This window comes from Leifsonia lichenia, from assembly GCF_054780215.1.
The window spans coordinates 440,244-454,655 of record NZ_BAAGWT010000002.1 but is presented as its reverse complement, the minus strand read 5'-3'; the positions used below and the strand labels follow the sequence as shown (position 1 = coordinate 454,655).

Below are 14,412 nucleotides of genomic sequence, written 5' to 3'. Positions count from 1 at the left end.
AGCATGGCTATCAAGTTCGAGAACGTGGGGATCGCCGTGCGCGACCTCGAAGCGACCATCTCCTTCTTCACCGACCTCGGTCTCACCGTGCTCGGCCGCGACACGGTCAGCGGGGAGTGGGCGGACACCGCTGTCGGCCTCGACGGCAATCACGCCAAGATCGCGATGCTCCAGGCCCCGGACGGCAGCGGCCAGCTCGAACTGTTCGAGTACATCCACCCGGACGCGATCGAGACGGAGCCGACCCTGCCCAACGAGATCGGGATGCACCGCGTCGCCTTCTCGGTGGACGACATCGATGCCGCCCTCGCGATCGCCGCGAAGCACGGCTGCTTCCCGCTGCGCGGCGTGGCGACGTACGAGGACGTCTACAAGCTCACCTACCTGCGCGGGCCGAGCGGGATCATCGTGATGTTCGCGCAGGATCTCACAAAGGGCTGATCAGGCGTTCGCCGCACTCAGCGCTTCCTGCCGCCGACGCCAGGCACGGACGTGACCTGCCGCATCCAGTCGGCGAGCTGAGGCTCGTCGATGTCGTCTTCGGATGCGAGCTCGACACCGCGGGTGGCCTTGCCCATCCCCACCGGGGTCACCGGGGGCACAGGGTCGAGGGCCGTCCCGTTGATGAACATGAGCTTGACGTGACCGGCGAACCCTCCCGAACTGAAGCACCAGCCGTCGCCGACGCCGTAGTACGCCATCCCCCACTTCACCGACCGCTGCAGGCCGGGCAGGGTCGCCGCCGCCAGCGCATCCACCCGTTCGGCGATACCGCGCTGAGGCTGCGGCAGGCTGGCGATGTATGCGAAGACCGGCGCGTCGCCGTCCTTGGCGGGGGCAGCGCTCGCCCGGCCCGTCATGGCCACCGGCAACGGAGAGCCGTCTGCTGCCGTGTCTGCGCCGTGCTGGTTGCTGGTCATTGCCGCCTTCTTTCCCACGAGCATCCGGATGCCCGCGCGTCCTGAACGGGTGCACGTCCACGGACTGAATGTACGCCGTCAAGCCTGGTGCGCCGCCGCCGCCTCGTCAACAGACGCGTCATGGATCGGCGGCGCGTCAGTCCCTTCTGCAGACGCGACCCCGCATCGTGGGAAGTCCCCCTCGCCCGGCCGTCGACCGTCACCCAGAATGGATGCCATGACCACAGTTCTCCCTGCCGCGGTCGTCGGAGGCGGCCCAGCCGGTCTGCAGGCGGCGCTCACCCTGGGGCGGATGCACGTCGAGACCGTGCTGTTCGACGACGCCCGCTACCGCAACGCGTCCTCGGCGCGGATGCACAACGTGCTCGGCTGGGACGGCGCCACTCCGGCCGCACTGCGCGCCGCAGGACGAACAGAGCTGGCCGCATACCCGTGGGTGCGTGTCGTGGAGGAACGCGTCACGTCCGCCCTCGCCGCCGACACCGGCCTGGTGCTCACGGCCGAGACGTCGGAGTGGCTGGTCGGCAACCTGCTCATCGCGAGCGGCGTCGACGACGCCATGCTGCCCATCCCCGGCCTGCACGAGCTGTGGGGCGACGTGGTGCTCCCCTGCCCGTACTGCCACGGCCACGAGTTCTCACCTGGTCCGATCGCCATCATCTCCATTGGCGATCACGCGAACCATGTCGGGGCCCTCCTCCGCGGGATCTCCGACACGGTTCCCGTGCTCGACCCCGACGAGGTCGCTGCTGTCACGCGCTCGGGGACAGGCGTGACGATCACCCTCCGCACCGGCGCCACGGTGGAGGCGTCGTGCGTGTTCATCCCGCCGAATGCATCACCGCGCTCCTCCCTCGCGCACGACCTCGGAGCGATCTCCAGCGCAGACGGCATCGACGTCAACGCGCTCGGACGCACCAGCGCACCGAACGTCTGGGCCGCCGGCGACGTCGCGCGGCGCGCCGATCCGCGCATCCCTGCCGCGGTCGTCACCGCGATGGCATCAGGGCTCACCGCCGCCGCTGACATGGCGGCCTGCATCGGCCGTGCACGGGATGCGCGACACTGACGAACCAGGGCCGCCGGAGCGCCGCGCTCAGCGGCGGTCCGTCCGCCTCAACGCCATGGCGATGTCCTCATCGTCGAGTATCCGGGCGAGCGTGCTCCGCCCGAGGGCGCTCATCCCCGGATTGGACTCCCGGTAGTACCACGGCAGGCCCATCGCCTGCTGGAACGCCCACGCCGCCCCACGCAGCCACTCGGCATCGTCGCAGCCCAGCTCGGAGCGCAGGAGGCCACGGGCATGGCCGTCGAGCAGGTGCCAGGCGGCGACGAGGTCGAGCGCAGGGTCGGCTGGTGCGAAATCGCCGCCGTCCACCACCCCGACGAGCCGCTGGCCATCGACCAGGACATTGGCCGGGATGAGGTCGCGGTGGCTCATGACGACCGCGGTCGCACGTGGAAGGGAACGGAACCCGCTCCAGAGCGCTCGGAGCCGACCGACAGGGAGCAGACCGTCGCTCTCGCGGAAGCAGACCTCCATCCAGTCGTCCGAGTCCTGCAGCAGACCGCCTCTGCCCGTTCCCGGAAACCCGCGCCCTCCGGTGTCCGCGGCACGAAACGCTGAGAGAAGCGCGACGAGATCCCTGGCGAAGCGCTGCGACCCGGCCAGGCCATCGGGGGTCGCGACCTCCCCGCCGAGCCAGGTCTGCACCGACCAGGGCAGCGGATAGCCGTGGCCGGGCGCACCCATCGCGACGGGCACGGGCGTCGGGACCGGGCAGCATCCGCCCAACTCCCGCATCGCCTCGGCCTCCCGGTCATGCTGGGCCGCAACGTGAGCAGGGTCGTCGGCTCGCAGCGGGAAGCGTGCGGCCAGATCGGCCCCGATCCGGTAGATCGCGTTCACGGTTCCGACGCTCGCAACACGCCGGATCGGTTCGTGTCGCCACTCGGGGAACTGCTCGACGATCAGCCGCCGCACAATCGCGTCGTCGATGGGGATCTCGTCGACGTGCATGGCCATAGAGGCGACCCTAACCGATCGGATCACGGCGGGACGCGGTGCGGCGTCGGTAGGCGGCGCGCGGTCGGCGCGCGCGGTCGGCGTCGGTAGGGCGGACGGGACTTGAACCCGTGACCGGCGGATTATGAGTCCGATGCTCTAACCAGCTGAGCTACCGCCCCGTGTGCCCGTTCAGTCGGTGCTGGGCACTGGTGGGGCCGATTCCGTCACCGGATCGGCCACCGGCTCACCACGATACAGGCTTTCGAACGTGCTGATCGTCGTCTGGATGTCGTGCGCGGCGACGATGCGGAGCGACGCGTTCTTGAGCACGTCGAGCTCGTCCTGCGGCAGGGTGAGGACGTGCTCCAGGCGGTCGGCGAGGTGCTGCGCGTTGCCAGGCTCGAAGAGGTAGCCGTTCTCGCCGTCGTGCACGAGGTGCGGGAGCGCCATCGCGTTCGCCGCCACCACCGGCAGAGCTGACGCCATCGCCTCCATCGTCGCGATCGACTGCAGCTCGGCGATCGACGGCATCCCGAACACGGTGGCCCTGGTGTACGCCTGCCGCAGTTCCTCGTCGGTCACATAGCCGGTGAAGGTCACCCGGTCGGCGATCCCGAGCTGTTCGGCGAGCGACTGCAGGTTCTTGAGCTGGTCGCCGCCCCCGACGATCTCGAGCTGCGCATCCAGGTCGGACGGCAGCAGCGAAACGGCCTTGAGCAGCACATCGATCTGCTTCTCGCCGGTCACCCGGCCGACGAACAGGATGCGGTTGGCCGTGCGCGGCGTGAAGTCCGGCGTGTAGTTGTGCGCCTCGATGCCGCAGGAGATCGCGTGAACGTTGCGCAGCCCGGTGTACTTCTCGAGGAACTGGGCGGCCTTCGCCGTCGGCGTCGTCACCGCTTCCGCACGGCCGAAGGTGCGGCGCGCCGCCTTCCAGGCGAGCCCGATCGCGTAGTCCTGGATGAACCGCGGCAGCAGCGTGAACTCCAGCATGTTCTCCGGCATGAAGTGGTTCGTGCCGATGATTCGGATGCCGCGCTTCTGCGCCTCCTGGGACAGTCCACGACCGACGACGATGTGCGACTGGAAGTGCACGACGTCCGGCTTCACCTCGTCCAGGATGCGCGCGCTGTTCTGCTTGATCCGCCACGGGATCGCGAACCGCAGCCAGTCGTGCGGGTACCAGCGCCAACTGTAGAGCCGGTGCGCCGTCATCTTCTGGCCTTCGTGCTCCTCCACCCACGTGCCGTGCTTCCGGCTCGCGGCCGGAGCGACGATGTGCACGTTGTGCCCGCGGGAGACGAGCCCGGCTGCAAGACGCTCCGCGAACCGCGCGGCGCCGTTGACGTCGGGGGCGAAAGTGTCGGCCCCGATGACGACGGTCAGCGGCTTCTTGGCCGGAACGGGGGGCTGGGCGGGCGTACTGCTCGGCTGTCCGCTCGTATCGGGCACGTGGTGGATCCCTACGTTAGTGGGCCGGGATGGTGAATCCGGCGACGGTGTTCGCTCGCCGATCGGGGCCCGACCGGCTGATTCAACGGCCTAGTCTAAGCCGGAATCCGTTGTTTTGTCGGCAACCGCTGCCGCGACCGGCGCGGCGGAGGCCGCCTGCGGGTGGTGTTTCGCGAGCTGGAAGACGCCGTAGATCGCCACCGCGCCGGAGAGCACGAAGCCGACCATCGCCCACCAGGGCGCCCCTGCCGCCTCGTCGAGGATGACGATGCCGATGGTCACCGCGACCAGCGGGTCGACCACTGTCAGGCCCGCGATCACCAGATCGGGAGGCCCGGACGAGTACGCGTTCTGCACGAAGTACGCGCCCAGTATCGCGGCCGCCAGCAGCGCCACGATGCAGAGCACCAGCAGCCAGTCCCACTCCTGCCGGGAGATGCGGTCGATGACCACCTTGGCGAGCGTCGCGACGAAGCCGTAGAGCACCCCGGCGCCGATGATGTAGATGATCGCCTTGAACCTGGCGCGCAGGAAGTAGAACAGGGCGCCGAAGGCGAGCAGCACCACCGCGAGGATGATCAGGATCTCCACGAGCGCCTGCGTCGTCACCGGCCGGTCGCGGGCGTACACCGCGGCGATCAGCACGAACGCGCCGACACCGCCGACGCAGAGGCTCACCGCGATCACCGACCGGTGGTTGAGCTTCACCCCGCTGACCCTGGCGTTCAGGATGCTCGTGATGACGAGTCCCACCACGCCGAGCGGCTGCACCAGGATGATCGGTGACAGCTTCAGGCTGACGAGCTGGAAGACGATGGCGAGCCCGAGCAGCACCGTGCCGATGACCCAGGACGGGCGGGCGAGCAGCAGCCCGAGCTGGCGGAGGTTGAGGCCGGACTGCGCATCCTGCGTGTTGGCCTCGACCTTGGCGACGCCGTGGTGCTGGAGCTGAGCTCCGATGGACAGGAAGCACGCGCCGATGAGCGCGATCGGGATGCCCAGGAGCTGACTCGGCTCATAGGCCAGGTCGAGCGCATCCATCAGTTCCGTACCCACCCCACGACCCTATCCAGTTTCCCCCCGATATTCTTGCTGAATGGCCGTCCTTCCCATCCGGATCACCGGAGACCCCGTCCTGCACGCACCAGCTTCTCCCGTCACGGAGTTCGACGACGCGTTGCGCACCCTCATCGACGACATGTTCGAGACGATGGACGCCGCCCCCGGCGTCGGGCTCGCCGGCCCGCAGGTGGGTGTGCCCCTCCGCCTGTTCGTGTTCGGCTGGACGGACGACGACGACGTGCTGCACCGCGGCGTCGCCATCAACCCCGTGCTGTGGATCAGCCCCACCGGCATCGACGAGCTCGACGAGGACGCCGAGGCGGAGGGCTGCCTCTCGTTCCCCGGAGAGCGGTTCCCGCTGCGGCGCGCGGAGAGCGTCATCCTGGAGGCCGTCGACCTCGACGGCACGCCGTTCGAGATCCGCGCCGACGGCTGGCTGGCGCGCATCTTCCAGCACGAGTTCGACCACCTGGACGGCGTGCTCTACGTCGACAGGCTCAGCCACCCGTTCGCCAAGGCGGCGAAGAAGGTGCAGAAGAAGAACTCCTGGGGCGTGCCAGGGCTGAGCTGGCTGCCCGGCCGCGACCACCTGGACGACTGAGCGCAGGCTGCCGGGCCGAGCGGGCGCGAGCCAGCGTCACCGCCCCAGGTCGACCCCGTGCACCCCGTTGTGGAACTTCAGTGCTGGGAAGACCACCGACAGCGAGAACCCGACGCCGGGAACAGTGGATGCGTTGAGCACGCCCCCGAACAGCGCAGCACGTTCGCGCATCCCGGTGAGTCCAGCCCCGTCGTACGTCTCGGTGAGAGCCCGCAGGTCTTCCTCGATCGTGTACTGCGTCGCCTGGTCGACCGCGGCGCCGTCGAGCCCCATCCGGCGTGCGGCCGAGCGGATGCCGTCGTCGTCGACGCTGACCTGCAGGCCGTCGCCCGTCCAGGTGAAGCCGATCGAGACCGCGGTGCCGGGGCCGCCGTGCTTGAGCGCGTTCTCCAGGCTGGACTGCAGGATGCGGAACACCGCGAGCTCCGCGCCCTGGCGGAGGTCGAAACGGTCGCCGGACTCGGTGAACGTGACGTCGAGTCCCGCGTCCCGCATCACCCGGAACAGGTCGCGGGCGGAGTGCAGGCTGGGCTGAGGCATCGCGGCGCTCTCGCCGTCGCGGACGACGGTCTGGATGCGCCGCAGGTCGCCGAGCGCATCCCGCGCCGAGGTCTCGAGTGCCGCCACGGAACGTGCTGCGGCGTCCGGGTCGGAGGCGGCGGCGTAGCGGATGCCCTCCGCCTGCGACGCCAGGCGCGACACCGACTGGATGGCGACGTCGCCGAGTTCGCGCACGATGCGGAACCGGCCGGCCTGCTCCGCCAGCTCCAGTTCTCTGTCGATGCGGTCCCACTCGCTCTCCTCGCGCTGGCCGCTCAGCCGGACGTGCGAACGGCGCGAGCGCAGCCAGAGCACGAGGAAGACGACGGCGGCGACGAGGAGCGCGGCTCCGGCGATGGCGAGCACGAGCGCGAGGCTCCTGGCGTCCGCCGCTGACAGAGCGTTCATAGCCTCATCCTTCCGGCCGTGACGGGGGTCGTCGGCCCGGACGATCATATCCGCCCGCCCGACAGCCCGCTTCTCGTGCCGCCGTCGCCGTCCCGCGTGCTACTGCCCTGACGGGCGGTTGGCGCGGAGCACTTCGAGCCTGGCGCGGTACTCGACCTCGTCGATGTCGCCCTGTGCGAAGCGCTCCGCGAGGGTGGCCTCGGCCGACCTGGTGCCGCCAGGGCCGCCCCAGCCGCGGCCGTAACCAGGGCCGTAGCCCGCGGCGGCTGCTCGACGCCAGCGGCGTCCGGCGAACGCGAAGATCAGGACGAACACGGCGATCCAGAACAGCGGGATGAGGAGGAACAGGAAGCCGAACCCTCCCGCCCACGGGCCGACCCAGTGGGCGGCGACGGTGGTCGCGGCGATGGTGCTGAGCATGATGATTCCAATCGTGACTGCGGTTCGCGTCGGATGCGAACCGTCACCATCAGCCTCGTCGGATGCGGTGCCGAGCGAATCGGCCGGGCGGAGTGATTCCGCGTACTCCCGCGGGACGAACGAGTGCCGAGCGCAGCTCCCGCTACTGCCACCCCGGCTGCACGAGCCCGCTCTCGTAGGCGAGCACCACGAGGTGCACCCTGTCGCGCGCATCCAGTTTCTGCATGATCCGGGAGACGTGGGTTTTCGCCGTGAGCGGGCTGAGGTAGAGCCGTTCGCCGATCTCGCCGTTGCTCAGCCCCTGGCCGACGAGCGCCAGCACCTCCCGCTCCCGCTCGGTGAGCGCATCCAGGGCCGTGGTCGGCGGCGCGGGTCGCAGCCCGCCCGCCACGCGTTCGAGGAGCCGCTTGGTCACGCCGGGCGACAGCAGCGCATCCCCCGCGGCTGCGACCCGCACCGCCCGGATGAGATCCACCGGCTCTGTGTCCTTCACCAGGAACCCGCTCGCGCCGGCGGTGATCGCCTGGGCGACGTACTCGTCGAGCTCGAAGGTGGTCACGATCACGATGTGCGTGTCCGCCAGCTCTGCGTCGCGGACGATCTCCTCGGTGGCCCACAGCCCGTCGCCGTCCGGCATCCGGATGTCCATGAGCACCACGTCCGGCCGCTGCTGTTTCGCCAGCGCGACGGCGGCCTGTCCTGTCGCCGCCTCGCCCACCACGTCGATGCCGTCCTCCGCCTCCAGCAGAGCGCGGAAGCCCGCGCGCACGAGGTGCTGATCGTCGGCCAGCAGCACCCGGATCACAGCAGCACCCGGATCACAGCAGCACCCGGATCACGCGGCGCCCGCCGTCCTGATCGGGATGCGGGCGGTCACGGTGACTCCCCCGCCCTCCTCGGACACGGCCTCGAACCGGCCGCCGAGCAGTTCGGCGCGCTCGCGCATCCCGAGCATCCCGCCGCCGAGGTCATCGTCGTCCGGAAGGCCGCGTCCGTCGTCGATGATGGAGACCACGTATTCGCGGTCGTCCTGGCCGAGCGCGATCCAGACATGGGTCGCCTGGGCGTGCCTGCCGATGTTCGTCAAAGACTCCTGCACGATCCGGTAGACCGCGAGCTGGATCGCGGGCGCGGGGACGGTGCTGAGCGTGTTCTCGTACCGCACCTCGAGCCCGGCCCGCCGGTACGTCTCCACCAGCACCGGGATGCGGTCGATGTCCGGCTCCGGCGCCCGTGCGGCCCCGTCGCCCTCAGAGCGCAGGAAGCCGAGCACTCCCCTGACCTCTTCCAGCGCCTGCCCGCTGGTCGACCTGATCGCCTCCAGGCTCTCCCGCGCCTTGTCCGGCCGGGAGTCGAACAGGTGCAGCCCCACACCGGCCTGCACGCTGATCTGCGAGAGCGAGTGCGCGAGCACGTCGTGCAGCTCCCTGGCGATGCGCAGCCGCTCCGCCTCCGCGGCCGACTCCCGCCTGGCCGCGATCGTGCGCGACAGTTCTCGGTAGCGCTCCCGTCTGTTGCGGATCGCCTCGCCGACGCCCACCAGCAGCAGCAGGATGAGCGCGACGATCAACGGCCGGATGATCGCGGTGGGCTGCACGCTCAGCAGGTATGCCGCGAGCGGCCCGAGCACGGCGAGCCCGGCGAGTGTCCACCACGCCCACACCCGCGCTCCGCGCACCACGGCGCTGACCACGGCGAAGGCGAGCGGCACCGCCGCGAACGGCGGGCCGGCGCTCACAGCGATGGCGGGCGCGCACAGCAGCCCGATCACCGCGACGACGACACCCGGATGCTTCCTGGCGGCGAGGAGGACGAACGACGACGCGAAGGCGACCAGCACGAACGCGAGCGAGAGTGCATCCCGTCTGGCGTCGTGGAAGGCGATGACGAGGCCGGGCACTTGGATGAGGGCGGCGACGACGACCGGGAACCAGCGGGCGGCGGGGGGCCGGGGGCGGTTTGTCCAGCCCCGTTCGGCGCGCGCGAGCCGTGCTTGCTCATCCGCGCTCCAGGCCATCCGTCCATGCTAACGAGCGGGACGGAAAGCGACGACCGCCGGGAGGAGGTTCTCGGTTACTCCCCCGGGAGTACACGGGTGCGCGTCGTGTATGCCTTACAGGACATATGCGTGATGGTTAACGAGGAAACCCCCGAACTTCCGGGGAAGTTCGGGGGTTCAACGCTCCCCGACTTGGACTCGAACCAAGAACCTGCCGGTTAACAGCCGGCTGCTCTGCCAATTGAGCTATCGAGGAATGCTTGAATCAGCGTAGCTACTCTAGCAAGGAATCCTCGGCCAACAAAAATCGGCCGGGACGCCCGCGCGCGTCGCTCGCGGAAGCACCGATCGTCAGTAACCTTCCGCCGGATCGACCACGCCGACGAACCGGCCGTCGTCGAGGAACGCGCGCGCATTGAGGCGGATGCGCTCGGCCAGCAGCGGCGCCGTCATCTCCGGCGTGTCCGCCTGGTGCGGCGTGATGAGGCAGTTCGGCTCCTCCCAGAGCGGGTGCCCATCCGGCAGCGGTTCGGGGTCGGTCACGTCGATCCCCGCTCCCGCGATGACGCCGGAGGCGAGCGCGGTCACGAGCGCGTCGCTGTCGACCAGGCCGCCGCGGGCGATGTTGACCAGGTAGGCGGTCTCCTTCATCGCGGCGAACTCCCGTTCGCCGAACAGGTGGTGCGTGCCTCCGGTGAGCGCGGCGGCGATCACCACCACGTCGGCGTCGGGCAGCACCTCGGCGAGACGGTCCGCCGTCACCGTGCGGCTCGCGCCGGCGACGGGGTCGGCGGAACGGCGGACGATCGTGATGTCCGTCCCGAACGGCTCCAGCAGCTTCATCAACTCCAGCGCGATGCCTCCTGCGCCGACGATCACGACGCGCAGGCCGTACAGTGAGCGGCCCTCCTGCTCGGTGGCCCAGGAGCGGGCGACGACGCGCTTCGGCAGCACACGCAGAAGCGCCAGCGTGAGCGCGAGGGCGTGCTCGGCCACCGGCTGCGCGTACGCGCCCTTCGCGCTCGTCCAGACGAGGCCGGGCCTGTCCTCGGCGGCCAGGATGTCGGCGAAGGCGTCGACCCCGGCGTACGGCAACTGCACCCAACCGATCTGAGGATGCGATTCCAGCGTCTCCGCGAGACCGTGCGCATCCCGGTAGGTCAGCCAGACTAAGCCGCGCGTCGCGTCGGAGAGCGCAGCGACCGTCCCTCCGCCGGCGTGCACGGCGTCGGCGAAGGTCTGCTCCTCGGTCGGCATGATGGCGATGGGGCCGGGCTCTGGCCGCTTGTCGTCGGGCAGCGGCTCCGCCTCGACCGCGAGGACGGCGCGGTGCTGCCGCACGGCGGCGGACGCTGCGGCGGTGTCTGCGGTGTCGGCGGTGCTGGCAGTGTTCTCGGCGGTCATCGGTTCTTCTCCGAACGTCTCGGGCGTCGCTCCGTGCGGCGCTGCGGTGGTTTCAGTGCCTTCGCGAGCCCGTCGACGAAGGGATGCTGCGGGTCGGCGAGCACGTCCTCGATCGGCCCGTAGCCCACGACACGGCCGCCCTGCAGCACCATGGTGTTGTCGCTCGCCCTCCGGAGCACCGACAGGTCGTGGCTGACCAGCACGGCGGAGAATCCCTCGTGGTCGCGGAGCTGCGCGAGCAGGTCGATGACGGCATCCCGCACCGTCGCGTCGATGCCTGCGGTCGGCTCGTCGGCGACGAGCACGGACGGACCGAGCACCAGTGCACGCGCGAGCGCAACGCGCTGTCGCTGCCCGGAGCTCAGCTCGTACGGGTACTTGTTCAGCACGCTGAGCGGCAGGTGCACGGTGTCGAGCATCGTCGCCGCCCGCTCCCCGGCGGCGCGCCTGCTGTAGTGCTCGTCGCGCTCGAAGATCGGCAGGGCGACGTTGTCGGAGATGGTCAGCGACGGCTCGAGGGTGTTGGCCGCATCCTGGGCCAGATAGCCGACGTGGAAGGTGACCTCGGCGACATCGCGCTTCTTGGCCTTGCGGAGCGATTTGCCCAGCACGGTCGCGTCTCCTCCGCTGATCCGCGGGCCCGGCTCAGAAGCGCGCAGCGGCAGACCACGGCCGGCCAGGATCGCCGCCAGTGTCGACTTGCCGGAGCCGGTCTCCCCGAGAACGCCGAGCACCTCCCCCGTCTCCACGCGGACGTTGATGCCGCGGAGGGCGACGCAGGAGGCGCTCGGGCCCCGCGCTGGGTATTCGACGGACAGGTCGCTGACGACGATCGCGGGGTTGGAACTCACACAACGACCCTAGGCGCTCTCCGCTCGCAAAGCGCGCAGGGTCTCCCGCCGGTCGGCCTGTTCGATCGGATCAGGCACGGGCAGCGAGGCGAGCAGGCGCTGGGTGTACGCCTGCTGCGGGTTGCCGAGCACCTGCGCGCCCGTCCCCTCCTCCACGAGCTTGCCGCGGTGCAGTACCGCGATCCGGTCGGCCAGGATGTCGACGACCGCAAGGTCGTGGCTGATGAAGAGCGCCGCGAACCCGAACTCCCTCTGCAGCTCGGCGAAGAGCTCCAGCACGCGCGCCTGCACGGAGACGTCGAGTGCGGAGGTCGGCTCGTCCGCGATCAGCAGCGTCGGCTCCAGGGCGAGCGCCCTGGCGAGGCTGGCGCGCTGGCGCTGCCCGCCGCTCAGCTCGTGCGGGAAGCGGTCGCCGTAGCTCTTGGGGAGCTGCACGGCTTCCAGCAGGTCGTCGACCCTGCTCCGTGCATCCGCCGGACTGGATGCGCGACCGTGCACGACGAGCGGTTCGGCCACGCAGTCCGCGATGGTCAGCAGCGGGTTGAAGCTCGACGCAGGGTCCTGGAACACGAAGCCGATGTCGCTTCTGACCGGCTTGAACTGCCGCTCCTTCACGCCGTTCATCTCGTGACCGAGCACCCGCAGCGAACCGCCCGTGACCCGGTTGAGGCCGCCGATGGCGCGTCCGATCGTCGTCTTGCCCGATCCGCTCTCCCCGACGAGGCCGAGCACCTCCCCGGCGCGGATCTCGAAGTCGACGCCGTCCACAGCCACGAAGCCGGGCCGGCCGAGCCGCCCCGGATACTGGATGCGCAGCCCCTCGGCCTTCACGACGGGAACGGATTGGTCCCAGTCCGTCCCGCGCGCTGCGGCCCTGTCCTGGGTGGACGAGAGCCCCTGCCCGATCTTCGGCACCGACGCGAGCAGCTTCTTGGTGTAGTCGGCCTGCGGGGACGCGAACAGGGTGCGCGCATCCGCCTCCTCGACGAGCTTGCCCTGGTACATCACGGCCACCCGGTCGGCGAGGTCGGCGACGACGCCCATGTTGTGCGTGATGAGCACGATGGCAGCGCCGAACTCGTCGCGGCAGCGGCGCAGCAGGTCGAGGATCTCGGCCTGCACGGTCACATCCAGGGCCGTCGTCGGCTCGTCCGCCACGATCAGCCCGGGGTTCAGCACCAGCGCCATCGCGATCACGATGCGCTGCTTCTGCCCGCCGGAGAACTGGTGCGGGTAGTACTTGACCCGCTTCTCCGGCTCCGGGATGCCCACCCGCTGGAGGATCTCGACCGCCTGCGCCTGCGCGGCCTTCTTGGAGATCTTGCTGTGGGCGCGCAGGCCCTCGGCGATCTGCCAGCCCACCGGGTACACCGGGTTGAGCGCGGTGGACGGCTCCTGGAACACCATGGCGACGTCCGTGCCGCGCACCTCGCGGAGCTGCCGTTTGCTCAGGCTGATGACGTCGGCCTCGCTCTGGCCGTCCTTGCTGCGCAGGATCACAGCGCCGGAGGCCGTGGCCGTCTCCGGCAGCAGCCCGAGGATGGTCTTGGCCGTGACCGTCTTGCCACTGCCGGACTCGCCGACGATGGCCAGGACCTCGCCGGGTGCGACCCGCAGGGACACGTCGTCGACGGCCTTCACGGCGCCGGCGTCGGTGGAGAACGAGACCACCAGGTTGTCGATCTGTACGACGTCGCTCATGGCTTGACCTCGATTCCGTGTTCGTCGAAAGATTCCCCGCCCTCGAGGCCGTCAAGCCCTCCCGGACCGGCCTCCAGCGTTCCGCCGGGGACCACAGAGGTCTCCGCGACCGTTCCCGCCGCCTGAGCGACGGCACGGCGACCGCGCAGCCGCGGGTCGGCCAGGTCGTTCAGGCTCTCACCGACGAGCGTGATGCCGAGCACCACCAGCACGATCGCGACGCCGGGGAACACCGCGGTCCACCAGATGCCGCTCGTCACGTCCGACAGCGCCTTGTTGAGGTCGTAGCCCCATTCGGCGGCCGCGGTCGGCTCGATGCCGAACCCGAGGAAGCCCAGCCCTGCGAGCGTCAGGATCGCCTCGGACGAGTTCAGCGTGAAGATCAGCGGCAGCGTACGGGTCGAGTTGCGCAGCACGTGGCGGAACATGATGCGGCTGTTGCTCGCGCCGACCACCTTCGCCGACTCGACGTACGCCTCCGCCTTGATCCGCACGGCCTCCGCGCGGATGACGCGGAAGTACTGCGGGATGAACACCACGGTGATCGAGATCGCCGCCGCCAGGATGCCGCCCCACAGGTTCGACTGGCCGCCGCTGATGACGATGGCCATCACGATCGCCAGCAGCAGCGACGGGAACGCGTAGATCGCGTCGCAGACCACCACGAGGACCCTGTCCAGCCAGCCGCCGAAGTAGCCGGAGACCAGACCGAGGAAGATGCCGACGAAGATCGACAGGATGACCGCGACGATGATCACGGAGATCGCGGTCTGCGCTCCCCAGATCGTGCGCGAGAACACGTCGTAGCCGCCGACGGTCGTCCCCCAGATGTGCGCGCCGCTCGGCGGCTGCTGCGAACCGAACTGGCCGTTCGCATCCCGCAACTGAGCGAAACCGTACGGCGCGATCAGCGGGGCGAAGATCGCGACCAGGATGAAGACGCCGGTGATGACCAGACCGGCCACGAGCATCCCACGCTGCAGTCCGACGCTCTGCCGGAGCTGGTGGACGATGGGGAGCCTGTCCAGAATGCTGCGCTTCGCCAT

Annotated in this window: 15 protein-coding genes and 2 tRNA genes; 3 read left to right on the top strand and 14 right to left on the bottom strand. The window is 69.8% G+C overall.

Features of this window, described 5'->3' with window-relative positions; genetic code table 11:
- Nucleotides 1-3: 3 nt before the first annotated feature.
- Nucleotides 4-441, top strand: coding sequence for a VOC family protein (locus ACYVGI_RS06685; RefSeq protein ID WP_460631854.1), 438 nt, complete (start codon nt 4-6; stop codon nt 439-441).
- A gap of 17 nt (nt 442-458) precedes the next feature.
- Here ACYVGI_RS06685 and ACYVGI_RS06680 read toward each other — a convergent pair whose 3' ends face one another.
- Nucleotides 459-920 carry a DUF1801 domain-containing protein gene (locus ACYVGI_RS06680; RefSeq protein WP_460631853.1) on the bottom strand — a complete coding sequence of 154 codons (462 nt, stop codon included), beginning with the start codon at nt 918-920 and terminating at the stop codon, nt 459-461.
- Between the two features lie 217 nt (nt 921-1,137).
- Here ACYVGI_RS06680 and ACYVGI_RS06675 point away from each other — a divergent pair, with 217 nt between their 5' ends.
- On the top strand, nt 1,138-1,989 hold the full coding sequence (locus ACYVGI_RS06675; protein ID WP_460631852.1) for an NAD(P)/FAD-dependent oxidoreductase: 852 nt from the start codon (nt 1,138-1,140) through the stop codon (nt 1,987-1,989).
- Nucleotides 1,990-2,016: 27 nt separating this feature from the next.
- On the opposite strand, the gene ACYVGI_RS06670 is transcribed toward ACYVGI_RS06675, so the two are convergent.
- From ACYVGI_RS06670 to ACYVGI_RS06655, 4 genes are all read right to left on the bottom strand, one after another.
- Entirely contained in the window at nt 2,017-2,946 is a 930-nt protein-coding gene (locus tag ACYVGI_RS06670) for an aminoglycoside phosphotransferase family protein (protein WP_460631851.1), read from the bottom strand.
- Nucleotides 2,947-3,033: 87 nt separating this feature from the next.
- A tRNA-Ile gene (locus ACYVGI_RS06665) sits at nt 3,034-3,107 on the bottom strand.
- A 10-nt stretch (nt 3,108-3,117) separates the two neighbouring features.
- On the bottom strand, nt 3,118-4,380 hold the full coding sequence (locus ACYVGI_RS06660) for a glycosyltransferase (RefSeq protein WP_460631850.1): 1,263 nt from the start codon (nt 4,378-4,380) through the stop codon (nt 3,118-3,120).
- A 90-nt stretch (nt 4,381-4,470) separates the two neighbouring features.
- On the bottom strand, nt 4,471-5,436 hold the full coding sequence (locus ACYVGI_RS06655; protein WP_055893704.1) for a DMT family transporter: 966 nt from the start codon (nt 5,434-5,436) through the stop codon (nt 4,471-4,473).
- Nucleotides 5,437-5,476: 40 nt separating this feature from the next.
- Between ACYVGI_RS06655 and def the strand changes: the two genes are divergently transcribed.
- Nucleotides 5,477-6,043, top strand: a complete 567-nt coding sequence (gene def, locus ACYVGI_RS06650) for a peptide deformylase (protein WP_460631849.1) — start codon at nt 5,477-5,479, stop codon at nt 6,041-6,043.
- Nucleotides 6,044-6,079: 36 nt separating this feature from the next.
- Here the strand turns inward: def and ACYVGI_RS06645 are convergent, their stop codons facing one another.
- The 9 genes from ACYVGI_RS06645 to ACYVGI_RS06605 form a co-directional block, all read right to left on the bottom strand.
- A complete protein-coding gene (locus ACYVGI_RS06645; protein ID WP_460631848.1) occupies nt 6,080-6,991 on the bottom strand; it encodes a sensor histidine kinase in 912 nt (303 codons plus the stop codon).
- A gap of 99 nt (nt 6,992-7,090) precedes the next feature.
- Nucleotides 7,091-7,411, bottom strand: coding sequence for an SHOCT domain-containing protein (locus ACYVGI_RS06640; protein WP_460631847.1), 321 nt, complete (start codon nt 7,409-7,411; stop codon nt 7,091-7,093).
- Nucleotides 7,412-7,553: 142 nt separating this feature from the next.
- On the bottom strand, nt 7,554-8,216 hold the full coding sequence (locus tag ACYVGI_RS06635) for a response regulator (protein WP_460631846.1): 663 nt from the start codon (nt 8,214-8,216) through the stop codon (nt 7,554-7,556).
- Between the two features lie 30 nt (nt 8,217-8,246).
- Nucleotides 8,247-9,428: a sensor histidine kinase gene (locus ACYVGI_RS06630; protein WP_460631845.1), complete on the bottom strand. Its 1,182-nt coding sequence runs from the start codon at nt 9,426-9,428 to the stop codon at nt 8,247-8,249.
- A gap of 165 nt (nt 9,429-9,593) precedes the next feature.
- Nucleotides 9,594-9,666 (bottom strand) — tRNA-Asn (locus tag ACYVGI_RS06625).
- Nucleotides 9,667-9,761: 95 nt separating this feature from the next.
- Nucleotides 9,762-10,670 (bottom strand): D-isomer specific 2-hydroxyacid dehydrogenase family protein, encoded by a 909-nt coding sequence (locus ACYVGI_RS06620; RefSeq protein ID WP_460632416.1) that lies wholly within the window; start codon nt 10,668-10,670, stop codon nt 9,762-9,764.
- A gap of 140 nt (nt 10,671-10,810) precedes the next feature.
- A complete protein-coding gene (locus tag ACYVGI_RS06615) occupies nt 10,811-11,665 on the bottom strand; it encodes an ATP-binding cassette domain-containing protein (protein ID WP_460631844.1) in 855 nt (284 codons plus the stop codon).
- Between the two features lie 9 nt (nt 11,666-11,674).
- Nucleotides 11,675-13,366, bottom strand: a complete 1,692-nt coding sequence (locus tag ACYVGI_RS06610) for a dipeptide ABC transporter ATP-binding protein (RefSeq protein ID WP_460631843.1) — start codon at nt 13,364-13,366, stop codon at nt 11,675-11,677.
- The gene (locus ACYVGI_RS06605) at nt 13,363-14,412 is read right to left on the bottom strand and encodes an ABC transporter permease (RefSeq protein ID WP_460631842.1); all 1,050 of its coding nucleotides are present in this window, start codon (nt 14,410-14,412) and stop codon (nt 13,363-13,365) included. Before ACYVGI_RS06605 ends, ACYVGI_RS06610 begins: the two co-directional genes overlap by 4 nt.